This is a genomic window from Pseudomonas sp. P1.31, from assembly GCF_001269815.1.
In the GTDB taxonomy this organism is placed as follows: Bacteria; Pseudomonadota; Gammaproteobacteria; order Pseudomonadales; family Pseudomonadaceae; genus Aquipseudomonas; species Aquipseudomonas rustica.
Genome location: NZ_LHVN01000003.1, coordinates 292589 through 316180, shown reverse-complemented (window position 1 = coordinate 316180; position 23592 = coordinate 292589). Strand labels below are relative to the sequence as shown.

The 23592-nt window shown below is 60.6% G+C and carries 21 protein-coding genes and 1 riboswitch; of the genes, 6 read left to right on the top strand and 15 right to left on the bottom strand.

Features of this window, described 5'->3' with window-relative positions; all coding sequences use genetic code 11:
* Positions 1–5: 5 nt before the first annotated feature.
* The 7 genes from AD669_RS02165 to AD669_RS02135 form a co-directional block, all read right to left on the bottom strand.
* A complete protein-coding gene (locus tag AD669_RS02165) occupies positions 6–530 on the bottom strand; it encodes a TIGR02281 family clan AA aspartic protease (protein WP_053116749.1) in 525 nt (174 codons plus the stop codon).
* Positions 527–1516: an esterase-like activity of phytase family protein gene (locus tag AD669_RS02160; RefSeq protein WP_053116748.1), complete on the bottom strand. Its 990-nt coding sequence runs from the start codon at positions 1514–1516 to the stop codon at positions 527–529. Before AD669_RS02160 ends, AD669_RS02165 begins: the two co-directional genes overlap by 4 nt.
* The gene (gene parE, locus AD669_RS02155) at positions 1516–3423 is read right to left on the bottom strand and encodes a DNA topoisomerase IV subunit B (protein ID WP_053116747.1); all 1908 of its coding nucleotides are present in this window, start codon (positions 3421–3423) and stop codon (positions 1516–1518) included. Before parE ends, AD669_RS02160 begins: the two co-directional genes overlap by 1 nt.
* Before the next feature lie 41 nt (positions 3424–3464).
* Positions 3465–4073: a YqiA/YcfP family alpha/beta fold hydrolase gene (locus tag AD669_RS02150; RefSeq protein ID WP_053116746.1), complete on the bottom strand. Its 609-nt coding sequence runs from the start codon at positions 4071–4073 to the stop codon at positions 3465–3467.
* Positions 4074–4362: 289 nt separating this feature from the next.
* Positions 4363–5178, bottom strand: coding sequence for a 3',5'-cyclic-AMP phosphodiesterase (gene cpdA / locus AD669_RS02145; RefSeq protein ID WP_053116745.1), 816 nt, complete (start codon positions 5176–5178; stop codon positions 4363–4365).
* Positions 5179–5277: 99 nt separating this feature from the next.
* Entirely contained in the window at positions 5278–5730 is a 453-nt protein-coding gene (locus AD669_RS02140; RefSeq protein ID WP_053116744.1) for a DUF1249 domain-containing protein, read from the bottom strand.
* On the bottom strand, positions 5721–6338 hold the full coding sequence (locus tag AD669_RS02135; RefSeq protein WP_053116743.1) for an NUDIX domain-containing protein: 618 nt from the start codon (positions 6336–6338) through the stop codon (positions 5721–5723). Before AD669_RS02135 ends, AD669_RS02140 begins: the two co-directional genes overlap by 10 nt.
* A gap of 227 nt (positions 6339–6565) precedes the next feature.
* Between AD669_RS02135 and AD669_RS02130 the strand changes: the two genes are divergently transcribed.
* On the top strand, positions 6566–7312 hold the full coding sequence (locus tag AD669_RS02130) for an RsiV family protein (RefSeq protein ID WP_053116742.1): 747 nt from the start codon (positions 6566–6568) through the stop codon (positions 7310–7312).
* On the opposite strand, the gene cytX is transcribed toward AD669_RS02130, so the two are convergent.
* Both cytX and thiC read right to left on the bottom strand, forming a co-directional pair.
* Complete coding sequence (gene cytX / locus AD669_RS02125) at positions 7281–8573, bottom strand: putative hydroxymethylpyrimidine transporter CytX (RefSeq protein ID WP_053116741.1); 1293 nt, start codon at positions 8571–8573, stop codon at positions 7281–7283. The two genes, AD669_RS02130 and cytX, sit on opposite strands and share 32 nt — an antisense overlap.
* 145 nt (positions 8574–8718) lie before the next feature.
* A complete protein-coding gene (gene thiC / locus AD669_RS02120) occupies positions 8719–10608 on the bottom strand; it encodes a phosphomethylpyrimidine synthase ThiC (RefSeq protein ID WP_053116740.1) in 1890 nt (629 codons plus the stop codon).
* A 146-nt stretch (positions 10609–10754) separates the two neighbouring features.
* Positions 10755–10860: riboswitch (TPP riboswitch) on the bottom strand.
* A 206-nt stretch (positions 10861–11066) separates the two neighbouring features.
* Between thiC and AD669_RS02115 the strand changes: the two genes are divergently transcribed.
* Complete coding sequence (locus AD669_RS02115; protein WP_053116739.1) at positions 11067–12500, top strand: TolC family outer membrane protein; 1434 nt, start codon at positions 11067–11069, stop codon at positions 12498–12500.
* Between the two features lie 169 nt (positions 12501–12669).
* Here AD669_RS02115 and waaA read toward each other — a convergent pair whose 3' ends face one another.
* Complete coding sequence (gene waaA, locus AD669_RS02110; protein ID WP_053116738.1) at positions 12670–13944, bottom strand: lipid IV(A) 3-deoxy-D-manno-octulosonic acid transferase; 1275 nt, start codon at positions 13942–13944, stop codon at positions 12670–12672.
* Between the two features lie 11 nt (positions 13945–13955).
* Complete coding sequence (locus AD669_RS02105; protein ID WP_053116737.1) at positions 13956–14852, bottom strand: LysR family transcriptional regulator; 897 nt, start codon at positions 14850–14852, stop codon at positions 13956–13958.
* A 111-nt stretch (positions 14853–14963) separates the two neighbouring features.
* On the opposite strand from AD669_RS02105, the gene AD669_RS02100 reads away from it, so the two are divergent.
* The 4 genes from AD669_RS02100 to AD669_RS02085 all read left to right on the top strand — a co-directional run bounded on the left by AD669_RS02100 (position 14964) and on the right by AD669_RS02085 (position 18482).
* Complete coding sequence (locus AD669_RS02100; protein ID WP_053116736.1) at positions 14964–15296, top strand: multidrug efflux SMR transporter; 333 nt, start codon at positions 14964–14966, stop codon at positions 15294–15296.
* A gap of 201 nt (positions 15297–15497) precedes the next feature.
* Positions 15498–16673 carry an FAD-binding oxidoreductase gene (locus AD669_RS02095; protein ID WP_053116735.1) on the top strand — a complete coding sequence of 392 codons (1176 nt, stop codon included), beginning with the start codon at positions 15498–15500 and terminating at the stop codon, positions 16671–16673.
* On the top strand, positions 16670–17482 hold the full coding sequence (locus AD669_RS02090; RefSeq protein WP_053116734.1) for an aldo/keto reductase: 813 nt from the start codon (positions 16670–16672) through the stop codon (positions 17480–17482). The genes AD669_RS02095 and AD669_RS02090 overlap by 4 nt, the downstream gene beginning before the upstream one ends.
* 31 nt (positions 17483–17513) lie before the next feature.
* Positions 17514–18482, top strand: a complete 969-nt coding sequence (locus tag AD669_RS02085) for a hypothetical protein (RefSeq protein ID WP_053116733.1) — start codon at positions 17514–17516, stop codon at positions 18480–18482.
* An 84-nt stretch (positions 18483–18566) separates the two neighbouring features.
* Here AD669_RS02085 and hldE read toward each other — a convergent pair whose 3' ends face one another.
* The 4 genes from hldE to msbA all read right to left on the bottom strand — a co-directional run bounded on the left by hldE (position 18567) and on the right by msbA (position 23458).
* On the bottom strand, positions 18567–19988 hold the full coding sequence (hldE, locus tag AD669_RS02080; RefSeq protein ID WP_053116732.1) for a bifunctional D-glycero-beta-D-manno-heptose-7-phosphate kinase/D-glycero-beta-D-manno-heptose 1-phosphate adenylyltransferase HldE: 1422 nt from the start codon (positions 19986–19988) through the stop codon (positions 18567–18569).
* A 102-nt stretch (positions 19989–20090) separates the two neighbouring features.
* Complete coding sequence (gene cysC / locus AD669_RS02075; protein ID WP_053116731.1) at positions 20091–20702, bottom strand: adenylyl-sulfate kinase; 612 nt, start codon at positions 20700–20702, stop codon at positions 20091–20093.
* Positions 20695–21399, bottom strand: coding sequence for a sulfotransferase family 2 domain-containing protein (locus tag AD669_RS02070; protein ID WP_053116730.1), 705 nt, complete (start codon positions 21397–21399; stop codon positions 20695–20697). The genes cysC and AD669_RS02070 overlap by 8 nt, the downstream gene beginning before the upstream one ends.
* A 256-nt stretch (positions 21400–21655) precedes the next feature.
* Positions 21656–23458 carry a lipid A export permease/ATP-binding protein MsbA gene (msbA, locus tag AD669_RS02065; RefSeq protein WP_053116729.1) on the bottom strand — a complete coding sequence of 601 codons (1803 nt, stop codon included), beginning with the start codon at positions 23456–23458 and terminating at the stop codon, positions 21656–21658.
* Positions 23459–23592 lie beyond the last annotated feature (134 nt).

Here is a 23592-nt window from a genome sequence, read left to right as displayed (position 1 = left end):
AGGCCTCATCGGTTCGTTGTCTGGCGCAGCAACATGGTGCCACCGCGCTGAGTAAATTCAAGTTTGTTCAAGGCGCTCATGCCGAGCAGCACCTGATCGCCATGCAACCCCGGCGCCACCAGTGCGCGGACGTCCCGCAGCACGATGTCGCCCAATTGCAGGCGGGCAATTTTTGTCCGATAGCCCTGGCTCAGGCCGTTGGCCGTGCTCAGGGTCACACCGAAACCTTCTTCCAGCTTCAAACGTTTGGCCAGATCCGCCGGGATCGCCACATCGGTCGCACCGGTGTCGAGCATAAACTCCACCGGCTCACCGTTGATCTGACCGCTGGCGACAAAATGCCCTTGGGCATTGCCGGCCAGTTTCACCTCAATAAATCCTTCGCCCTGCTCCGAACTGACCACCACGTTCGGATTCTGCTGGCGTTGCTCCCACTGGCCGAAAAACCGCGTAGCGAGAAACAGCGCCGCGCACCAGGCCAGAATCATCAGCACGCGACCGGCGCGTTTGCCCGGGGGTTGCTGGCTCAAGGCTTGGCGCTCCAGCCACCGTCAGGCGCGGCAAAGCGCCAGATGATCGGACGTTTTTCGCCGTCGGCGCGGACGCCTTCATTGTTGTCGATACCGATCCACGCGCCCTGCGCATCCACCACCAAGGCTTCTGCCAGACCGTAGGCCTGTGGGTATTGGCGCTGCGGCTGCAAGGCATCTTCAGCGAACGACCAACATTGCTCGACTTTAGCCGTGACCGCGTCGCGGCGGCAGATCTCGAAGGCATTGCGTTCCAGCGTGAACAGCTTGCCGTTGAACAGCGACAGATCGGCGAAATCACGGGTGACGGCGCGGGCCTTGGGGAATTGCGGTGGCTGCATTTCCACGCCCGCCTCGCTGAGCAACACACAAGCGCCGTCGCAATCCCAGACCGTTTGCTGACGCTTGATGGTCAGCAGACCACGGCGCTCACGCTCGGCGGCCAACCAGATCTGATCGCCCGCCGGGTTGATCGCCAAGCCTTCGAACAGCGCATTGAAGTGCAGCAACATGCCACTGGCGCGGGCTTCTTTGACCAGCATTGGCGAGATTTTCAGCCATGACGCCGGGCCTTGTGGCGGCACTTGCAACACGGCCGCGTGGGCCTCGCTGACGATGAAGCGATTGCCAGCGTTGTCGCAGGTGATGCCTTCGAAATCCAGATCGCCGCCACGCACAAACGATGCAGCCCACGTGCGCGAACTGATGCCCCACGGCAAACCGCTGTCAGGCACCGGCGGGACGTCGATGTGCACGGTTTCGGCCTGCCAGACCTTGTCGCCGGTATTGAGACGGTAGATCTGATCGTCATCGCGATCGGACACCGTCCACAACTCGTTACCGCACAGCGCCAGCCCCGAAAGGTTGCCGCCGCGCATGCCGTCGACCGGATGCTCGGCGAGCAGGCGCAGCTCTTGTATCGGCTCGGCCGACACGCTCATTGAACTCAGCAGCAACGCACCCGCCAAGGCCCAGCCAAAGTGCATCAGGTCAGCACCTCGGCGAGGTTGCCTTTGGATTCCAGCCAGGTTTTGCGATCGCCGGCGCGCTTCTTCGCCAGCAGCATGTCCATCATTTCCGAGGTTTCGGCGTAGTCTTCGCCCAGCGTCAGCTGCACCAGACGCCGAGTGTTCGGGTCCATGGTGGTTTCGCGCAGCTGCGGCGGGTTCATTTCACCCAGACCTTTGAATCGGGTGACCTGCGGTTTGCCGCGTTTCTTCTCGGCAACCAGACGATCGAGAATGCCGTCGCGCTCGGCTTCGTCAAGGGCGTAGTAAATCTCTTTGCCCAGGTCGATACGGTACAGCGGCGGCATGGCGACGTAGACGTGACCGGCATCCACCAGCGGGCGGAAATGCTGGACGAACAGCGCGCACAGCAGCGTGGCAATGTGCAGACCGTCGGAGTCAGCGTCGGCGAGGATGCAGATCTTGCCGTAGCGCAGCTGGCTCATGTCCGCCGCGCCAGGATCGACACCAATAGCGACGGCGATGTTGTGCACTTCCTGACTGGCGAGCACTTCGCTGCCGTCGACTTCCCAGGTGTTGAGGATCTTGCCGCGCAACGGCAGGATCGCCTGGAATTCCTTGTCCCGCGCTTGCTTGGCGGAACCGCCGGCGGAATCACCTTCGACGAGGAACAGTTCGGAGCGCATCGGATCCTGGCCGGCGCAATCCGCCAGTTTGCCCGGCAATGCCGGGCCTGCGGTGACGCGTTTGCGCTCGACTTTCTTGCTCGCCTTGAGACGACGACCGGCGTTGTTGATCGCCAGTTCGGCCAGGGCCAGACCGGTTTCCGGGTTGGCGTTGAGCCACAGGCTGAAGGCGTCTTTAACCACACCGGAGACGAACGCCGCTGCTTCACGGGACGACAGTCGTTCTTTGGTCTGGCCGGAGAATTGCGGCTCCTGCATTTTCATCGACAGGACGAACGCAATGCGCTCCCAGACGTCTTCCGGCGCCAGCTTCACGCCGCGTGGCAGCAGACTGCGGAATTCGCAGAATTCTCGCATCGCATCGAGCAGGCCCTGACGCAAACCGTTGACGTGGGTGCCGCCCTGCGCCGTCGGGATCAGGTTGACGTAACTTTCCTGTACCGCGTCGCCACCTTCCGGCAGCCACAGCAGCGCCCAGTCGACGGCTTCTTTATTACCGGCGAACGCGCCGCAGAACGGCTCGTTCGGCAGGCGTTCGAATTCGTTGACGGCGTCGACCAAATACGAGCGCAGGCCGTCTTCGTAATGCCACTCGACTTTTTCGCCGGTGCCTTTGTCTTCGAAGCTGACCAGCAGGCCCGGGCACAGCACAGCCTTGGCCTTGAGCACGTGCTTGAGACGGCTGATGGAGAATTTTGGTGAGTCGAAGTATTTCGGATCCGGCGCGAAGTACACGCTGGTGCCGGTGTTGCGTTTGCCGACGGTGCCGACGATTTCCAGCTCGGTGGCTTTGTAGCCATCGGCGAACGTCATCTGGTATTCGTTGCCGTCACGCTTTACGCGCACGCGAACTTCGGTCGACAAGGCGTTGACCACGGAAATACCCACGCCGTGCAGACCGCCGGAGAACTGGTAATTCTTGTTGGAAAACTTGCCGCCCGCGTGGAGCTTGGTGAGAATCAGTTCGACGCCCGACACACCCTCTTCCGGGTGGATGTCGACCGGCATGCCACGGCCGTCATCGCTGACTTCCAGCGAGTGATCGGCGTGCAGGATGACCTGCACCGATTTGGCGTGGCCAGCCAGGGCTTCGTCGACACTGTTGTCGATGACTTCCTGGGCGAGGTGATTCGGCCGACTGGTGTCGGTGTACATGCCGGGGCGTTTGCGCACCGGGTCGAGGCCCGAGAGGACTTCGATGGCGTCGGCGTTATAAGAGCTAGCGCTGGGAGTGGCCATAGGGTCTCGTCGTCAGTCATTCATGAAATAGGGGCAAGACTTCACAATGCGGTGAAATCGATTGCCTGATACACATCGGCACCAATGCCGGCAAAACTCAGCAATGCCGGCAATTGCCCGGCAAAGCCTTGGAAACTGTGGTCGCCGCCGGCCTGAATGCGCAAGGCACAGGCGCGGTAATACTGCTGGGCGAGGCGATAATCCAGTGTTTCATCGCCGGTCTGCAACCATACCTGATAGCGCTGGGCGTCCACAGGTGCTGGCACTTCCAGCTCGGCCAGGGCCGTTACATGGTCGTGGGTCAATTCCCAGGTTTCATCGGTATACAGGTTTTTCTGCGTGCCCAGATAGCCGTCGAACATCCGGTGCGGGCTGACCGCCGGGTTGACCAGCAGGGCTTTCAGGCCATGGCGCTCGGCCAGGTGAGTCGCATAGTAGCCGCCGAGTGAGCTTCCCACCAGCAGCGGGCTGCCCAGCTCGGCGATTGCCTGCTCCAACTGACCGATGGCTTCGCGCGGATGGTGATGCAGGGCCGGGACACGCAGTTTGTCGCTCAAACCCAGTTGCTCCATCACCGTTACCAGCTGACAGGCCTTTTTCGAGGCCGGGGCGCTGTTGAAACCGTGGATATAGAGGATCGAACCGGACATTTGAGCTCCCTGAGTGTCGGCGAAAGATAGCGGAGTTTACAGGGAGAAGGGCCGGGTTTGGGGGTGGGCTCGATAAATTGGTGTGACAGCACGAGCGGCCCTCACCCTAGCCCTCTCCCGGAGGGAGAGGGGACCGAATGGGGGATATTTGCGAACTACATCGACCTGAACGCTTTGCTGTGAATCCGCAATCGACAACACTGCTTCAGGTCGATGGATAGCGAAAGACACCTCGGTCGGCCCCCTCTCCCTCTGGGAGAGGGCTGGGGTGAGGGTTTTGATTTGTCGCTCAATAACCGTTGGAGCCGTAATCGACTGTGTAGGCGAAACCGGTGACGCGTTCCACGCCAGTTTCCAGCCGCCCATCCGGCAACAGCCGTAACCAGCGATACCCCGGCGCCTGCTCCCCCACCTTGAAATCCTCACTGCCCGGCTCAAACTGAATGCACGTCGACGGCGAAGCCATCAGCCGCACGCCATTATGCTCACGATCAATCTCCTGATGCACATGCCCCCACAACACCGCGCGGGCCTGTGGAAAACGATCCAGCACCTCGAAAAACGCTTCAGGATTGCGCAAACCAATTGGCTCCATCCACACGCAGCCAATCGGAACCGGATGATGGTGAAAGCACACCAGATGATGCCGCTCCGGCGCTTCGCTCAGCGAACGGGCCAGCAGCTGCAATTGATCGTCTTGCAAATACCCCGGCACCGAACCCGGCACCGCCGAATCCAAAAGAGTCACCCGCCAGTTACCGATGTCCACAATCGGTTCCAGCAATGCGCTTTGCACGGCGGCAACCGCCATGATCTGCGGTTCATCGTGATTACCGGGAATCCAGCGCGCCGGCGCATCGATCTGCGCGCTCATCTGGCGAAACTGTTGGTACGACTCCAGCGTGCCGTCCTGGGAAATATCCCCGGTGGCCAGAATCAGGTCGATCTGCGGCTGTTGCTCCAGTACCAGTTCGATGACCTTTTGCAGGCTCTCGCGGGTGTTCATGCCCAGCAGCGAACCGTCCGCCTCGGCGAACAGATGGCTGTCGGACAACTGCACCAGCAGCGCCGCATCGGCGGGGGTCAACGTGGATACGCTCGGCAAGGCGTTCTCCCAAGGCAAAAGCACGGAATCGATCAAGTGTCGCAATTATGCTGGGGGATCAGTAAAAGAGGAAAGCGGTGAACCGGACGCAGTTCACAACTAGCGTACGACTTCGTACTCGTGCCCCAGCGCCAGGCAATGACTCAGCCATTCCCCCAGGAACAGATTGAGCTGAGCCTTTTCATCCGGCTGATGCATCGCGGCGTTCGGGTAAGGATAGATGCCGCGAAAGCGTCGAGCATGTTCAGCGCTGACCACTTCGGCCATGCGCGCGTCGTGATAGACCTGCACTTCCAGTTGCGGCACCGGCAGCCACGGCAGGCTGTGTTCCTGACGCACTTGCAAAGTGGTGGTGTACGGGCAGGTTTGCAGCACTTCGAGGGCCAGCACGCCGAGCATCTGCTCGCCCTGGGTCACGGCGATGCGCCGCGCTTCGGGGTCGTTGCGCATGTCCGGCACCAGTCGCATCAGGCGCGCGTAGTTGGCCTCGCAGGCGGCTTGCAGCCCCGCGAGGTCGACTCGATAGCGATCGCGCAACTTGTTTACAACCATAACCCCCTCACTTCGGCGCGGTTCAGCGCCAGCCACTGCAAGGCGATGATGCTCGCCGCGTTGGCAATGCGTCCGTCACGGACGGCCTGCAAGGCATCTTCAAAGGCCCAGACCGTGACGCGGATATCTTCTGCCTCTTCTTCCAGGCCATGCAGGCCGCCTGCGCCTTCGGTGCTGCAACGCCCCAAGTACAAATGCACGAACTCGTTGCTGCCGCCCGGTGACGGGAAATATTTGGTCATCGGCCACAGGGCCTTGATGTCCAGCCCAGCTTCCTCCTGCGCCTCGCGGTGAGCAACTTCTTCCGGTTGTTCATCCTTGTCGATCAGACCAGCGACCAGCTCGACCAGCCACGGGTTGTCGGTCTTGCCCATGGCGCCGATGCGAAACTGCTCGATCAGCACCACTTCGTCGCGCTGCGGATCGTAAGGCAGCATGCACACGGCATCGTGGCGGACGAAGATTTCACGGTTGATTTCGCGGCTCATGCCCCCGGCGAACAATTCATGGCGCAGGTGCACGCGGTCGAGCTTGTAAAAGCCCTCGTAGCATTTTTCGCGCCGCACGATATCGACGGCGGTCGGAATAGCGTTGGCAAAATCAGTCATGAGCATCCTCTTTACTGCAATTCCATTACGAGGCTGCGCTGCTTGATTGGCAACCTCGACTTCGCGCCATCCTAACGCGCCCGAACGGTTTGATGCAGCCCCTTTACCGTCAGCGGGATGGACGGTGGAGGCGAAACCCACTCTAATTAGCTTAGTGGCGAACTGACTGCCTCGTTGAGAGTCGAAGCGGTAACTTTTTGCCTTCCCTTGTTTTCGAAAGGACGCCTATGTCGCTTTTCAAAATTGCCTCCGTGGCCGCCATCGCCCTGACTCTGGGCGCCTGCGCGAGCCTGTTCCAGCCCAACTACCGCACGCCGCTGGAGACCACTCGCGACGCATCCGAACAGTTGAAACCTGGCTGTTCCAACCCGGATTGTCCGCTGGTGAACATCGACACCCTGCGCTTCCCGGCCGAACCTGCACTGGACGGCATCATCGAAAAACGTCTGCTGCAAATGACCCGCACCGAGAAAAATGCCCCGGTAGCGCCGACCCTGGCGGCTTATCGCGATCAGTTTCTGGCCAGTGCCGGCCCGCGCAACAGCAGCTACCTGCAAGCGAAAGTACGCGAGCAGCATGACGGCTTGGTGATCATCGAGTTGTCGAGCTACCTCGACACCGGCGGCGCGCATGGCAATCCGGGTCGCGGTTTCATCAACTATTCGCGCCAGCAGCACAAGGTGCTGAACCTGTCCGACATGTTGCTGCCGGGTCAGGAAGACGCATTCTGGAAAGCGGCGCAGGTTGCGCACAACAGCTGGTTGATCAGCACCAAGCTTGATCAGGAAGCGGAGTTCGTGAAGAACTGGCCGTTCGTGAAAACCCAGAACGTGGCGCTGACCTATGGCGGCGTGATCCTCAAGTACGACGTGACCACCATTGCGCCTTACGCACTGGGCCACGTCGAACTGAAGATTCCTTATCCGCGTCTGAACGGCATTCTCAAGCCTGAGCTGTTTCCCGGCCGTAACTGAAGGCCCGGCCCAGCACTAGCTGCAACAGCCCTGCCAGCACCAGCGCCGGCAGGGTTGCGCCGACATCCGGATACAGATTCGCCAGCAAGTGGTAGGTGCTCACGCCACCCAGCCACGCCAACAACGCCGGCCAGCGCAATGCGGCTGATGCGACCTGAGCGCTGCGCTTGCGCAGAATGAAGTGATCCACCAGCACCACACCGAACAGCGGCGCAAACACCGAACCGATCAGCAGCAGAAAATTCTGGTACTGCGCCAACGGCGCCAGCAAGGCGATCAGCGTGCAAATCACGCCGATGGCCAAGGCCAGATGCTCGACTTTCAGACGCAACAGAATCCCGCTGGACACCGCTGCCGAGTGAATATCGGCGAAGGCGTTTTCCGATTCATCCAGCAAAATCAGCAACAGCGGAATGCCCAGACCGGCGCCAGCCAATGCCAACAGCAGCGCGTTGACTTCACCGCTCGGCGCGAAGGCCAGGGTATAGGCGACGCCAAGGCTCATCAGCCAGAAGTTACCGATGAAGAAACCGACCGCAGTGCCACCGAACACATTCCTCGCACGCTTGCCGAATCGCGAGTAGTCGGCGATCAGCGGCAGCCATGACAGCGGCATCGCGATGGCAATGTCGAAGCCCACGGCGAATGGCATCGAACCGTCACCGGCGCGCGACCAAAGATCGACCAGATCGGCTTTGGCAAACAGGTTCCAGGTCAGCCAGATGCACGCGGCGAGCAACAGCCAGATGCCCCACTTGCGCAGGATCTGCCGCACGAAGGTCAACGGGCCACTGACCGCTAGCAAGGTTGCCAATGCGCCGAAAAACAGCGTCCACAACACCGGGTTCGACCACAACGAACCTTCGCTGAACGCCCGGGTGCCGAGCAGGCTGGCGGCGTCGCGCATGACGATGATTTCGAACGAACCCCAACCGATCAGTTGCAGCAAATTGAGCAGCGCCGGCAGGCTCGCGCCTTTGCTGCCGAGGCTGAGCTTCAGCGCGGCCATCGACGACAGGCCGGTGTCACTGCCGATCACGCCAACGGCGGCCAGCAACAGCACGCCGACCAGCGTGCCAAGGAAAATCGCCAGCAACGAACCGGACAGGCCCAAACCTGGCGCGAGCAATGCGCCGGTCTGCAAAACCATCAGGCCGATGCCGAGGGAGAACCACAGGGAAAAAAGATCGCGACCACCGAATACACGCTTGTCGGCGGGTACGGCGAGGTCGGGGGAGTAAGTGCTGGGTTGAATGCTCAAGGGTGTTATCTCAGAGGGACATTTGTTGTTGTGTGATCGTTCCCACGCTCTGCGTGGGAATGCCTCTAGGGACGCTCCGCGTCCAGTGACGCGGAGCGTCACGGGCTGCATTCCCACGCGGAGCGTGGGAACGATCAGTACGGGGTCAAACTTTCTTGTACAGCTGACTGCCTTCCTTCTTGAACCGCTCGGCCTGTTCCGCCAGGCCTTGGGCGACGTCCACGTCGACCGCTTCGATCCGCTGGTTGGCCGCGTATTCGCGGACTTCCTGGGTGATCTTCATCGAGCAGAATTTCGGCCCGCACATCGAACAGAAGTGCGCGACCTTCGCCGAATCCTTCGGCAGGGTTTCATCGTGATACGAACGCGCGGTGTCCGGATCCAGACCGAGGTTGAACTGGTCTTCCCAACGGAATTCGAAACGCGCCTTGCTCAAGGCGTTGTCGCGAATCTGTGCGCCCGGATGCCCTTTGGCCAAGTCCGCCGCATGCGCCGCGATCTTGTAAGTGATGATCCCGGTCTTCACGTCATCCTTGTTCGGCAGGCCCAAGTGTTCCTTCGGCGTCACGTAGCAAAGCATCGCGCAACCGAACCAGCCGATCATCGCCGCACCGATGCCGGAGGTGATGTGGTCATAGCCCGGCGCGATGTCGGTGGTCAGCGGGCCGAGGGTGTAGAACGGCGCCTCGTCGCAGCACTCCAGCTGCTTGTCCATGTTCTCTTTGATCAACTGCATCGGCACGTGGCCCGGGCCTTCGATCATGCATTGCACATCATGCTTCCAGGCGATCTTGGTCAGCTCGCCGAGGGTCTCCAGTTCGCCGAACTGCGCTTCGTCGTTGGCGTCGGCAATCGAGCCCGGACGCAGGCCATCGCCCAGCGAGAAGCTGACGTCGTAAGCCTTCATGATTTCGCAGATTTCGTCGAAGTGGGTGTAGAGGAAGTTCTCTTTATGGTGCGCCAGGCACCACTTGGCCATGATCGAACCGCCACGGGAGACGATGCCGGTCACGCGCTTGGCGGTCAGCGGCACGTAACGCAGCAGCACGCCGGCGTGGATGGTGAAATAGTCGACGCCCTGCTCGGCCTGCTCGATCAGCGTGTCGCGAAACAGCTCCCAGGTCAGGTCTTCGGCGACGCCATTGACTTTTTCCAGCGCCTGATAAATCGGCACGGTGCCGATCGGCACTGGCGAGTTGCGGATGATCCACTCGCGGGTTTCGTGAATGTGTTTACCGGTGGACAAGTCCATCACGGTGTCCGAACCCCAGCGAATGCCCCAGGTCAGTTTCGCCACTTCTTCTTCGATCGAAGAACCCAGCGCGCTGTTGCCGATGTTGCCGTTGATCTTCACCAGGAAGTTACGGCCGATGATCATCGGTTCCAGTTCGACGTGGTTGATGTTGGCCGGAATGATTGCGCGGCCACGGGCGATTTCTTCGCGGACGAATTCGGCAGTGATTTCTTTCGGGATGCTCGCGCCGAAGCTGTGCCCGGCGTGTTGCTGCGTCAACAGGCCGGCAGCGCGGGCTTCTTGCAGCTTCATGTTTTCGCGGATGGCGACGTATTCCATCTCGGCGGTGATGATGCCTTTACGGGCGTAATGCATCTGGCTGACGTTGGCCCCGGCCTTGGCGCGGCGCGGGTTGTTGACGTGGGCGAAACGCAGTTTGGTCAGCTCGGCATCGGCGAGACGTTGTTGGCCGAAGTTCGAACTCAGGCCTGGCAGGCGCTCGGTGTCGCCACGGTCGTCGATCCACGCCGAACGCACATCGCCCAGACCTTTGCGCACATCGATCACCACGTTCGGATCGGTGTACGGGCCTGAGGTGTCGTAAACGGTGACCGGCGCGTTGATTTCGCCGCCGAAATCGGTCGGCGTCACGTCGAGGCTGATTTCGCGCATCGGCACGCGGATGTCCGGGCGGGAGCCCTGAACGTAGACTTTTTGCGAACGGGTGAACGGCTTGACCGATTGCTCGTCGACCTTGGCCGAGTCACTCAGGTTGATCGCGTTTTTTGATTTTGTAGTCATCACGGGCTCTCCAGACAGCATCCAGGCAGTGGATTGTCGGAGCAGAACCTGAAAGGCACGGACGCACCAGGACTGGTGCTGTGCATCGTCGCCGAGCGTTCGATTGTCGAACAATTTCCCGGACGAAGCACAAGAGGACTCGCCGGGTGACGAGAAATCTTGTTCCCTACGCAGGCGCTAACCTGATCAGGTTCAACGGGATCCGAAATTATTCGATCTCAGCCTCATAGCAAGGCACCCCGACAAGAACCCGGCCAGTCTAGACACAACTGGCAAAGAACGCCAACACCGCGGCAAACACCATGATGAATGGCGCAAATACAGGGGCTTGGCCGATTGTTGTGAACCGATTGCGCAACTACACTCGCTTTGCCCTGCCGCGCCTTGACGCTACAGGGGCCGCGCCGTAGCCTTGGCGCGCACATTATTTCCATAATATTAATGCTAGGGATCGCCTCATGCTGCGCAAACTCTCACTGGCTATTGCCGTGTCTTGTGCGTCCAACGCAATGGCCTGGGCAGCAGAAGCGCCCTTGTCGACCAAAACCGATCTGGTCAGCGTTTACCAGGAAGCGGTCGACAACAACGCCGATCTGGCCGCCGCCCGCGCCCAGTACGGCGCACAGAAAGAAGTGGTGCCACAGGCCCGCGCAGGTTTGCTGCCGAACCTGTCCGGCGGTGCCGAAACGGCCAACGTGCGCACCTCGATTGATCAGCCTTCAGCCATCGCCAACCGCAGCGCGCATTCGTATCAGGCGACCCTCGCCCAACCGTTGTTCCGCGCCGATCGCTGGTTCCAGTATCAGGCCGCGAAGGACGTCAACGAGCAGGCCGCACTGCAACTGTCGGCAACCGAGCAGAACCTGATCCTGCAATCGGCCGAAAGCTATTTCAACGTGCTGCGCAGTCAGGACAACCTGGCCTCGACCAAGGCCGAAGAAGCCGCGTTCAAGCGCCAGCTCGACCAGTCCAACGAGCGTTTCGATGTCGGCCTGTCGGACAAGACCGACGTCCTGCAATCGCAAGCCAGTTACGACACCGCACGGGCCAACCGCATCGTTGCGCAGCGTCAGGTCGATGATGCGTTTGAAGCGCTGATCACCCTGACCAACCGTCAGTACAACTCGATTCAGGGCATCGTTCACTCGCTGCCGATTCTGCCGCCAGCGCCGAACGATGCTAAATCGTGGGTCGATACGGCGGCACGCCAGAACTTGAATCTGCTGGCCAGTAACTACGCCGTTAGTTCCGCCGAAGAGACGTTGAAGCAGCGCAAGGCCGGTCACTTGCCGACCCTCGATGCTGTGGCCAAATACGAAAAAGGTGACAACGACGCCCTCGGTTTCGCCAACCCGAACTCGTTCGGTGCGCCTTACGGTGGCAACGTTGAACAGACCACCGTCGGCCTGCAACTGAGCGTGCCGATTTACAGCGGCGGGCTGACCAGTTCGCAAGTGCGTCAGTCGTATGCGCAGCTGGATCAGAGCGAACAACAGCGCGAATCGCTGCGTCGGCAGATCGTCGAAAACACCCGCAACCTGCACCGCGCGGTGAACACCGACGTCGAGCAGGTACAGGCGCGCAAGCAATCGATCATTTCCAACCAGAGCGCGGTGGAAGCCACGGAAATCGGTTATCAGGTCGGTACGCGCAACATCGTTGACGTGCTCGATGCGCAGCGTCAGCTGTACACCTCGGTGCGCAACTACAACAACACGCGGTATGACTACATCCTCGACAACCTGCGTTTGAAGCAGGCGGCGGGGACGTTGAATCCCGGCGACCTGGAAGATCTGCGCCGTTATCTGAAAGCCGACTACAACCCGGACAAGGATTTCCTGCCGCCGGACCTGGCCAAGGCTGCGGAAGAGCAACTCAAGGCCCGCCCATAAACAATCTGGAATGAATCCCCTGTGGCGAGGGGATTTATCCCCGATGGGTTGCGTAGCAGCCCCAAAACCATTCACCGCGGTGATTCAGTCAGATTTGGCAAACAGGATTTACGACTGCTGCGCAGCCGATCGGGGATAAATCCCCTCGCCACAGTAATATTCCAAGCGACTATTTGATCAGCCGCGCCAAGCCATCCAGCAACCGCTGCAACGCGCCCTGATTGCGGCGCATTACCGCCAGCCCGGCGTCGGCCATGCGTTGCGCATCACGCGGCAACTCGAACAAGCGCTGCACTTCCACCGCCAGCCCTTCGGCATCCTCCACTTCTGCCAACGCCCCGGCCTCACGCAATTGCGCGGCGATGTCGAGGAAGTTGAACAAATGCGGGCCGCTGAGCACCGGTTTCGCCAGCGCGGCCGGTTCCAGCAGATTGTGCCCGCCGTTCGCCACCAGACTGCCGCCTACAAACGCGCTGTCGGCCAAGGCATACAGAAACAGCAACTCGCCCATGGTGTCGCCAAGCAGCACTGAAGTCTGCGCATCGACATTGGCCCCGGTCGAACGTCGCACCGTGGAGAAACCTTCACGCTGACATAGCTCAAACACCGAGTTGAAACGCTCAGGATGGCGCGGCACCAGAATCAGCAACGCGTCCGGGTGATTGGCCAGCAAACGACGATGGGCATCAAGCACCACTTCGTCCTCGCCTTCGTGAGTGCTGGCGGCGATCCACACCGGACGCTCCAGCGCCTGCCATTGCCCACGCAATTCGGCGGCGCGTTGCAGCAGTGCGGGGTCAATGGTCAGGTCGAATTTGATCGAGCCCGTCACCTCGACCGTTTCCGGACGCGCGCCCAGATCACGGAAGCGCTGCGCTTCTGCCTCAGTCTGAATGGCAAAAAAACTCATCTCGGCGAGCATCGGCGCGGTCAGTTTGCGGAACCGCCCATAACCGCGCGCCGAACGCTCGGACAAGCGTCCGTTGGCCAACGCCACCGGAATCCCGCGTTTGGCGCACTGATGAATGTGGTTGGGCCACAACTCGGTTTCCATGATCACCGCGAGTTTCGGTTGCACGCGATCAAGAAACCGCGCCGCCGCACACGGCAAGTCATACGGCAGGTAGCAATGCTGGATGCGCGGCTCGTTGGCGAACAGCGCTTGAATCCGTTCCGAACCGGTCGGGGTCATGCAGGTTACGGTGATCGGCAGCTGTGGATAACGTTGCAGCAGCGCGCGGATCATCGGCGCAGCGGCAATGCTTTCGCCCACCGACACCGCGTGCACCCAGATGCCACCGGGTTGCAGCGTCGGCATGCCGTAGGAGAAACGTTCGCCAATCCGCTTGGCATATGCCGGCGCCTTGCGCGCTCGCAGCCACAGCCGAATCGCCACCAATGGCAGCCCCAGGTAAAACAGCGCGGTGTAGAGAGTTCTATTCATGGCGGCGGAGTTTATCGACTTTTGTCGCCGATCGCCCGCAAGTGCACGGCAAAACGCTCCGCCAGCCAACGCGCCGCCGGGCCGAGCGGCTCGTCACGGCGCCAGACCAGTTCCACCACCAGCGCCGGCGGTGTCCATTCGCTGTCGAGTTCGACCATCAAACCTTGATAGGCCGAGTACTGCACGACGTGGCGTGGCAGCCACGCCCAGCCGAGATCGCGCACCAGCCATTCGGCCATCACGTAGTAGCTGTCGGCGCGCCACACCTGCGGGCTGGCCGGTTCGTTGCCGGGGTAGACGCTGGTTTGGGTCGACATCAACAGTTGCCGATGCTGCGCCATTTGCTGACATGTGACGTAGCTCTGCGTCGCCAACGGATGATTGATCCCGCAGACAGTGACCATTTCCACGCTGCCAAGGACTCGACGCTCCAGCGCTTCGGGGATTTCGTCGTGATAGAACAGCAGGCCGAGGTCAGCGCGACGCTCCTCCAGTTTGCGCGCGACTTCACCTTGCGCGGCGCTGGTCAGTTGCACTTCGAGGCTGGGGAATTGCTCGGCCAGTGCGCCGAAACTTTCCACCAATGCCTGATAAGGCATCGCTTCATCCTGCGCCACGCGCAACTGCGCTTCCTGACCGCGCATCATCGCCATCGCCCGACCGTTGAGGCGCTCGCACTGGCGCAGCACTTCCCGCGCCTCTTCGAGCAACGCCTCGCCCGCTTCGGTGAGGGTCGGCTGGCGACCGCTGCTACGCTCGAACAGGCTGACACCGAGGTCGTCTTCGAGCATGGCGATGGCGCTGCTGATCGCCGACTGCGCCTTGCGCTGCTGCCGCGCCACGGCGGAAAACGAGCGCTGCTCGGCGACGCTGACAAACACCCGAAGTTGATCCAGATTCCACTGCATATCGACTCGCCAACCCATCTTCAGAACAGATAGGTAATGACTTTACCCCATCTGTGGAATCTCTAGAATGCCGGCTCAGCAAAGCAACGTTTCACCTTGAGGATTTGAACCATGAACGCCTACGCCTACCTGGCCATTGCCATTTGCGCCGAAGTGATCGCCACCGTGTCGATGAAAGCCGTCAAAGGCTTCAGCACGCCGTTGCCGCTGGTGTTGGTCATCGTCGGTTACGGCATCGCGTTCTGGATGCTGACGCTGGTGGTGCGCACGGTGCCAGTCGGCGTGGCTTACGCGGTGTGGGCGGGGATGGGGATTGTGATGGTCAGCGTCGCGGCGCTGTTTATTTATGGGCAGAAACTGGATGTGCCGGCGATGCTCGGAATGGCGCTGATCGTACTGGGCGTCGTCGTCATTCAGCTGTTCTCGAAAACTGCCGGCCACTAATCGGCAAACACCTATCCCTGTAGGAGCAGAGCTTGCTCGCGAAGGCGTCGTGTCAGGCAAAAAATTCATCCCAGACACACCGCTTTCGCGAGCAAGCTTGGCTCCTACAGGTTTTGCATTCGTCGCATTGATCATCGACAAATCCCGCGCTTTGCCGAGTCTGTATACTGCGCCCTCGTCTTGAACACCTGAGGTCGTTGCATGCCATCCGTTATTTCCACCGACGTTCTGATTGTCGGCGCTGGTGTCGCCGGCCTCTGGCTGAACGCGCGTCTGCGCCGTCAGGGTTTTTCGACCGTGCTGGTGGAAAGCGCCAGCCTCGGTGGCGGGCAGACCGTGAAGTCCCAGGGCATCATCCATGGCGGCGCCAAATACGCGCTGCACGGTGCGCTGACCGGCGCTTCGGAAGCCATCGCCGACATGCCGCGCCGCTGGCGTGAAGCGCTGGCCGGCGACGGCGAGCTGGATCTGTCCGGCGTGCGCCTGCTCTCAGAAGCTCACTATCTGTGGTCGCCCGGCACCCTCGCCGGCAACCTCACCAGTTTCTTCGCCAGTAAAGCCGTGCGTGGCCGCGTTGATCAGGTCAAGGGCGAGCAACTGCCGCCGGCCCTGCAAGACAAACGCTTCAAGGGCAAGGTCTACCGCCTCGCCGAACTGGTGGTGGACGTGCCGAGTCTGGTTCAGCGTCTCGCCGATCTGGCCGGCGACGGTCTGCTCGCCGGGCAAACTATCGAACCGCTGCTGGAAGCGGGCGTGCTGGTCGGCCTGAAAGTCGACGGCCGCGAAATCCGTGCGCAACGTATTGTGCTCAGCGCCGGCGCCGGTACTGCGCAGTTGCTTGAAGACCTCGGCCTGAGCCAACCGGCCATGCAACGTCGACCGCTGCACATGATCATCGCCAAAGGCCCGGGCCTGAAGCCGCTGTACGCGCACTGCCTGGGCGGCGGCACCAAACCGCGCATCACCGTGACCACCCATCCTGCCGCTGACGGTCAGTGGGTCTGGTACATGGGCGGCGACATCGCCGAAAGCGAAGGCGTACACCGCGAGCCCGCCGAGCAGATCGCCACAGCACAAAAAGAGATTGCACAGTTGCTACCGTGGATCGACCTCAGCACCACGCAATGGGCGACCTTGCGCGTTGACCGTGCCGAACCATTGCAAACCGGGCTGACCCGCCCGGACAACGCCTTCCTCGCCGAGCAAGGTCGTCTGCTGGTCGGCTGGCCGACCAAACTGGCGCTGGCGCCGGACTTCGCTGATCGCGTGATCGCTGCACTTGAGCGCGACGGCATTCAGCCCCACGCCAGCGAACCGTTACCGGCCCTGCCGAAACCACCGATGGGCGTTCCTGCCTGGGAGCAACTGCTGCCATGAGCCTTCCGAGCCTGCACGACTTCCACCGCCCGCTGGGCAGCACCGGCCTGACGGTTTCGCCGCTGGGTCTGGGCACGGTCAAACTCGGCCGCGACCAAGGCGTGAAATACCCCAACGGTTTTCAGATCCCCGGCGATGACGAAGCGCGGATGTTGCTGCGCCAGGCACGCGAACTCGGCATCAACCTGATCGACACTGCCCCCGCTTATGGTCGCAGCGAAGAACGCCTCGGCCCGCTGCTGCGTGATCAGCGTCAGGACTGGGTAATCGTCAGCAAGGTCGGTGAAGAGTTTGCCGATGGCCTGTCGCACCACGACTTCAGCGCTGCGCATACACGCATGTCGGTTGAACGCAGTCTGCAACGTCTTGAAACCGATTTTATCGATCTGGTTCTGGTGCATTCCGACGGCAACGACATGGCGATTCTTCAGCACGAAGAAGTTTACGCAACCCTCGCCGCGCTCAAGGCCGAAGGCAAGATTCGCGGCTTCGGCTTCTCCGGCAAAACTGTCGAGGGCGGCTTGAAAGCGTTGGAGCAAGGGGACTGCGCGATGGTCACCTACAATCTGAACGAACAGAGCGAGAAAGCAGTCATTGACTATGCTGCTGCCCACGGCAAAGCCATTCTGGTGAAAAAGGCCTTGGCCAGCGGTCACGTTTGCCTGAGCCCGGGAGTCGATCCGGTGCGCGCCAGCTTCGAGTTGTTGTTTGCCCAGCCAGGCGTAGCCAGTGCTATTGTCGGAACGATCAATCCGCTGCACCTCGCCCACAACGTTGCGACCGTAGCCCAAGTCCTTCGTGGTCACTGACGCCGCCCCGCGGCATTAAGCAGGAGCCGACATGCCGCGCACGCTCATCAGAAAGAACCCGAGCAACTTCAAAACCCTGCCACTGTTCGTCGAAGCCACGCCTGAAGGCCTGACCTATCAGAGCGTCGGCATGCCGCTGAATTTTTCCCAGACCCTGCAACGGCGCAAACCGGTGAGCGTGGCGGACGCCGAGCGGTTTTCGCTGGAGCTGGCCAACCTCGGTGTGTCGGTGCGCCTGACCCTGCATTGGCAGAATCGCGATTACTGGGTGCTGGTGCGTCAACGACGGCAGGATCGCGGCGACGTGGTGCTGAAACTGATTTCCGGTTATGTGCCGGCGCACGAACTGAACATTCCGCTGCACACGGCGATTCAGGAAATTGCTGAAGAGTGTTTGCTGGAAACCCCGGAAGGCTGGCTCGGCGGCCGATTCAACGATACGTGGCTGCCGGCGCCCTACTCGTCTGCCCTGCATTATCGTGAAGCGCTGCCGTTTCGCCTGTCGCCGCTGTCGGGTTCAGCGCGACCGGTGCGCTGCGCCAATCTGCAATTGCAGGAACGGCCACGGGCTTATGTGCATTTGCCGACGGCGTCGCTGCAATTGATTTACGACCTGCGCCTGGACGTGCCCAAGGAAGCGAAATCCTTGAGCCTGTTTCATGTCGACGAGCGGCTGGAAGGCGATCAACTGGTGGCGCGGCTGGATCGCAAGCGGCCCGATTTGTACCTGATGCCGTTGCAGGACGGTCAGCCGTTGCCGGAGTTGTACACCCTGAAAAAGGATCAACTGTACCCGGCGAGTACTCGCGGTTTATATCTGGCGGAAAGCTTCGCCCGCCAGGAGGGCTGGCTGGTGCGCGATGAGCGGATTCGTTGGAAGGACTGGTTGCGTCAACAAGGTCTGACGCCACCGGAGAAGACGACTGGCCTCGCGCGATTACGCGGCAAGGCCAAGCAATTGCTGAAGAAAATCGTACCGCGCAAGAAAGTGAATTCCTGAAAGCAAAAGATCGCAGCCTGCGGCAGCTCCTACAGGGGAATACATTCCAATGTAGGAGCTGCCGCAGGCTGCGATCTTTTGACCTTAATGACCGCGGATTTTTTCCACAATCGCCGTGGTCGAGCTGTTTGCCACCAGCCCCAGCACTTTCACCGTACCGCCATACGCAGTCACGATATCCGCGCCGACCACTTGGTCGATGCCGTAATCCCCGCCCTTGACCAACACATCCGGCTTGACCTCGCGCAGCAGGTTTTCCGGCGTGCCTTCAGGGAAGCTGATCACCCAGTCCACCGCGCCCAGACCGGCAAGAACCGCCATACGACGGTCGACGCTATTGATCGGACGGCCCGGGCCTTTCAGACGGCTGACAGAGGCGTCATCGTTGATCGCCACGATCAGGCGATCACCTTGGGCGCGCGCCTGTTCCAGATAGGTCACGTGGCCGGCATGCAGAATGTCGAAGCAGCCATTAGTGAAGACGATGCGCTCGTTGTGCGCGCGAGCATCGTCAACCGCCAGCAGCAGTTGCTCCAGCCCCAGCACGCCACGCTCCGAACCTTCTTCGCGCTGGATTGCGCGACGCAGTTCCGGGGCGCTGATCGCCGCCGTACCCAATTTGCCAACGACGATGCCGGCGGCCAGGTTGGCCAGGGCCACCGCGTGAGGCAGTTCTTCGCCCGCTGCAATTGCTGCCGCCAACGTGGAAATAACGGTATCGCCGGCACCGGTGACGTCGAACACTTCACGGGCACGTGCCGGCAAGTGCAGCGCCGGATGATCCGGGCGCAACAGGGTCATGCCGTGTTCGCCACGGGTCACCAGCAGCGCGCCGAGCTCGAGGTCGTGCATCAGGGTCGCGCCCTTGCTCACCAGCTCGTGCTCATCGGCGCAACCGCCGACGATGGTTTCGAATTCGCTGAGGTTCGGCGTGATCAGGCTGGCGCCACGGTAGATCGAGAAATCCTTGCCCTTCGGATCGGCCAGCACCGGAATGCCTTTGGCACGCGCGGCCTGGATCAGCACCTGATGGTTTTTCAACGCGCCTTTGCCGTAGTCCGACAGCACCAGCACCTTGATGCCTTCGAGCAAGTCTTCGACCTGCGAGGCCAAGGCCAATGCATCAGTGGCAAACGGTTCTTCAAAGTCGATACGCAGCAATTGCTGGTGCCGGCTCATGACCCGCAGTTTGACGATGGTCGGCTGATGCGCGATGCGCTGGAACAGAGCACGAACGCCCGCACCTTTGAGACTGTTGCTCAGGCTGTCGGCAGCTTCGTCATCGCCGGTCACACCGACCAGCGACGCCGGCGCACCCAGCGCGGCAATGTTCAAGGCAACGTTGGCAGCGCCGCCCGGACGGTCTTCGATTTGCTCGACTTTAACGACCGGCACCGGCGCCTCAGGGGAAATCCGTGAGGTACCACCATGCCAATAACGGTCGAGCATGACATCGCCGACCACCAAGACAGGGGCTTGATCGAATCGCGGCATGGACAACTTCATGGAGCAACCCACATACAAAATGAACAGGGGCGCGATATTAACACAGGGTTGGCGCCGGCTTGCGCGCAGGCTGCAACAGGATGAAACAGGTGGGTTTTCTGCTCATTTTTTGAGCAGCAACCCCGCCAACTGCTGACAGGCTTCGGGCAGTTCAAGGGCTTCAGTGTCGATTCGGCATTCCGCACTCAGCGGGGGCTCGTAGGGACTGTCGACGCCGGTGAAGTTGCTGATCCGGCCCTCGCGAACCGCTTGATACAACCCTTTCGGATCGCGCCGCGCACAGACCTGCAACGAGGTGCTGACATGCACCTCGATAAAGTCCTCCGGGGCAAACAGTCGGCGTGCCGCCTCACGCTCGGCGCGGAACGGCGAGATGGCCGCGACGATCACGATCAGCCCGGCATCGACCATCAGCCGCGCCACCTCCGCCATGCGCCGAATGTTCTCGCGACGACAGCCATCGCCCATGCCCAGATCGCGACACAGGCCACTGCGCACATTGTCGCCATCGAGCAAAAACGTGTGCAGGCCAAACTGATGCAGATACAGCTCCAGCGCATTGGCCAGCGTCGACTTGCCTGCACCGGAAAACCCGGTCAGCCACAGGCAACGCGGACGCTGCCCCTTGATCATGGCGCGGGCCTGATGCGACAGCGCCAGACTATAAGGGCGAATGGCCGGCGCTGGCGCTGGCAGCGACAGCGATTCATTCATAACCGAGCAACTCGTAGTCACGCTGATAAACCCGTCTCACCAGTCGCCGGGTGCGCGCGGTGCAAAATTCACGTGCGGGCATTGGCTGACGTTGCCGGGAGCTGTTGACGTGGGGCAACTGACTGGCCAGACCCAACTGCTCGCAGACCAACTGAAAGTCGCGCTGCAGATGTTCCTGATAGCCGATGAAATCCAGCGCCAGATGGCCCAGCGAGTCGGTGAGAAAATCGGTTTGCGCCGCAAAGTGCAATTGCCGGGGAATGTTCTCGGGATGCAGCCAGCGCAAGACAAAATCGTCAAAATCCCGGTACTGCCTGACCAGTTGCTGCGCGGCCTGATCGCGGCCACTCAGTTCATTACCGCGCAGAAACGCGAAAGCCGAATAGGCACGCTCCAGCGGGTCGCGCACGAAGGCAAACTTCCAGGCCGTGGCGAATTGTTGCGGAAACTGCTCCTGATACCAGTACAACGGCAGATGCCCCGGGCGCCAGCCGTCGAACATCGCTTCGCAGACACTGCTGCCGGCGCACTTGGGCACATGAATGAATAAACAGGAGTGCTGCTGAAAAGCCTTTGGAAACGCCACGCTGGCCGACATCGACTTGTTCACGACCTGCCGATCAACCACCGACAAGCGCCCCAGCAGGAAGGCCCGCTGCGGTTTGGGCAGCAGTTTCCACAGATAGCGTTGCAACATGAGAGTACCCGCGCGACGGGGATGTCCCCCTCGATAGATGTAAGAGTTCGTTGAGGAACCTTAACAAGCGCGGTGCCCGGTTTTATGCCGGTTTGGTCAAGAAGGGTAAAGGTCTGGATACAAACAACGTCCCACAGCTGAAACGCATTTTCCCTGTAGGAGCTGCCGCAGGCTGCGATCTTTTGATCTTGCTTCTATAAAAACAGATCAAAAGATCGCAGCCTGCGGCAGCGCCTACCGGGCCGCGTGAACATTATCAGGCGATGTCTTCAGCCGGAGCATCCAGGCCCATGGCGTTCAAACGGGCGTAGTAACCGTTCTGCGCCAGCAATTCATCGTGGGTGCCGCGCTCAACGATTCGGCCTTGATCCATGACCAGAATCAGGTCAGCCTTCTCGATGGTCGACAGACGGTGCGCGATCACCAGCGTGGTGCGGCCCTTCATCACTTGATCCAGAGCCGCCTGAATGTGCCGTTCCGATTCAGTGTCGAGGGCCGAGGTAGCCTCGTCGAGAATCAACAGCGGCGCGTTCTTGAGCAACGCACGGGCAATCGCCAGACGCTGACGCTGACCACCGGAAAGCAGCACGCCGTTCTCGCCAACCTGAGTGTCGAGGCCTTCAGGCAACTGCGCGATGAAGTCCATCGCGTAGGCATCACGCGCGGCTTTCTCGATGTCTTCACGCGGCGCGCCGGCCAGATCGCCATAGGCGATGTTGTTGGCCACGGTGTCGCTGAACAGGGTTACGTGCTGAGTCACCTGGGCGATATGACGACGCAGATTCAGCAATTTGTAGTTTTCAACTTCCACACCGTCGATGAGGATTTCGCCCTTGTCGTGGTGATAGAAGCGCGGAATCAGGTTGGCCAGCGTCGACTTGCCGCTGCCGGAGCGACCAACCAGTGCAACCATCTGCCCCGGTTCAACGCTGAAGCTGATGTTGTCGAGCACCTGACGCTCGGTGCCCGGGTAGGTGAAGCTCAGGTTACGCACGTCCAGACGACCGGTGACCGCATCGCGCTCGACCGTGCCGGTGTCGACTTCAGGCGTCACGTCCAGCTGTTCGAAGATGCTTTCCGCGCCGGCCACACCTTTCTGGATGGTCGAACTGACTTCGGACAATTGGCGAATCGGTTTCGGCAGCAGGCCGGCCAGAGTGATGTAGGCGACCATGTCACCGGCCGAAGCGTCACCGCGCAGGTACAGCACGAGGAACATCAGCACGGCCATGGCGCTGTAGATCACCAGTTGCAGCATCGGCGTGTAGATCGCACCGGTGCGGGTCATGCGCAGCTGTTTGTCGGTGTTGCTCTGGCTGGCCTTGAGGAAGCGCTTCTCTTCGTAGACTTCGCCGCCGAAGCTGCGCACCACGCGATAACCCTGAATGGTTTCCGACGCCACGTGAGTGACGTCGCCCATGGCCAGCTGGATTTTCTTGCTCTGTTTGCGGAATTTCTTGCTCGCGGTGCGCACCATCACTGCGATCAGCGGCAGGATCGCGACCATCACCAGCGTCAGCTTCCAGTTCATGAACAGCAGGGAGGCGAACAGGAAGATCACCGTCATGCCTTCACGGATTACGACCTTGATCGCATCCGTTGCCGCCCCCGTGACCATGGTCACGTTAAAGGTGATGCGGGAAATCAGATGACCGGAGTTATGCTTGTCGAAGTAGCGGTTCGGCAGCACCAGCAGGTTGTTGAACAACTGCACGCGCAAGTCATGCACCAGGCCTAAGGAAACCTTGGCCAGAAAATAGTTGCCCAGATAAGATCCCAGACCCTGCCACGCAGCGATCAGGATGATCAGCAACGGTACGGCCTGCAGCAGTTGCAGGTCACGCAGGTAAGGCACGGTCGGGAACAGCACGGCTTCCGGGTTCGACAGGCCGTCGACGAAATACTTGAGAATGTAACCAAGCATCGGCTGGGTCGAAGCGAAAATCAGAAAACCGACGATGCTGATCAGAAACAGACTGATGTACGGCCGAACATAGCCGAGCAGGCGGAAGTAGATTTTCAAGCTCGAGGGGCTTGCGGCAGGACTGGAGTCGGTCATATCACGCGAAGAGTCGATAAATAAGGACGCCGACTTTAACACAGCTTCTTCGGGGTTCTGGCAATCGGCGAAAGGCTGTTATTGTTAGACACCGTTTTAAGCATCAAATAGCCATCATCCGAATGGTCGATCAA

Coding starts and splice junctions, on each gene's coding strand:
- AD669_RS02150 (WP_053116746.1), bottom strand. CDS start 4,073: ATGTCCGGTTCGATCCTCTATATCCACGGTTTCAACAGCGCCCCGGCC.
- AD669_RS02070 (WP_053116730.1), bottom strand. CDS start 21,399: ATGTTGCAACGCTATCTGTGGAAACTGCTGCCCAAACCGCAGCGGGCC.
- AD669_RS02135 (WP_053116743.1), bottom strand. CDS start 6,338: ATGACTGATTTTGCCAACGCTATTCCGACCGCCGTCGATATCGTGCGG.
- thiC (WP_053116740.1), bottom strand. CDS start 10,608: ATGACTACAAAATCAAAAAACGCGATCAACCTGAGTGACTCGGCCAAG.
- AD669_RS02085 (WP_053116733.1), top strand. CDS start 17,514: ATGCCGCGCACGCTCATCAGAAAGAACCCGAGCAACTTCAAAACCCTG.
- AD669_RS02095 (WP_053116735.1), top strand. CDS start 15,498: ATGCCATCCGTTATTTCCACCGACGTTCTGATTGTCGGCGCTGGTGTC.
- AD669_RS02105 (WP_053116737.1), bottom strand. CDS start 14,852: ATGCAGTGGAATCTGGATCAACTTCGGGTGTTTGTCAGCGTCGCCGAG.
- AD669_RS02160 (WP_053116748.1), bottom strand. CDS start 1,516: ATGCACTTTGGCTGGGCCTTGGCGGGTGCGTTGCTGCTGAGTTCAATG.
- AD669_RS02115 (WP_053116739.1), top strand. CDS start 11,067: ATGCTGCGCAAACTCTCACTGGCTATTGCCGTGTCTTGTGCGTCCAAC.
- hldE (WP_053116732.1), bottom strand. CDS start 19,988: ATGAAGTTGTCCATGCCGCGATTCGATCAAGCCCCTGTCTTGGTGGTC.
- parE (WP_053116747.1), bottom strand. CDS start 3,423: ATGGCCACTCCCAGCGCTAGCTCTTATAACGCCGACGCCATCGAAGTC.
- waaA (WP_053116738.1), bottom strand. CDS start 13,944: ATGAATAGAACTCTCTACACCGCGCTGTTTTACCTGGGGCTGCCATTG.
- cysC (WP_053116731.1), bottom strand. CDS start 20,702: ATGAATGAATCGCTGTCGCTGCCAGCGCCAGCGCCGGCCATTCGCCCT.
- AD669_RS02100 (WP_053116736.1), top strand. CDS start 14,964: ATGAACGCCTACGCCTACCTGGCCATTGCCATTTGCGCCGAAGTGATC.
- AD669_RS02090 (WP_053116734.1), top strand. CDS start 16,670: ATGAGCCTTCCGAGCCTGCACGACTTCCACCGCCCGCTGGGCAGCACC.
- AD669_RS02130 (WP_053116742.1), top strand. CDS start 6,566: ATGTCGCTTTTCAAAATTGCCTCCGTGGCCGCCATCGCCCTGACTCTG.
- msbA (WP_053116729.1), bottom strand. CDS start 23,458: ATGACCGACTCCAGTCCTGCCGCAAGCCCCTCGAGCTTGAAAATCTAC.
- AD669_RS02140 (WP_053116744.1), bottom strand. CDS start 5,730: ATGGTTGTAAACAAGTTGCGCGATCGCTATCGAGTCGACCTCGCGGGG.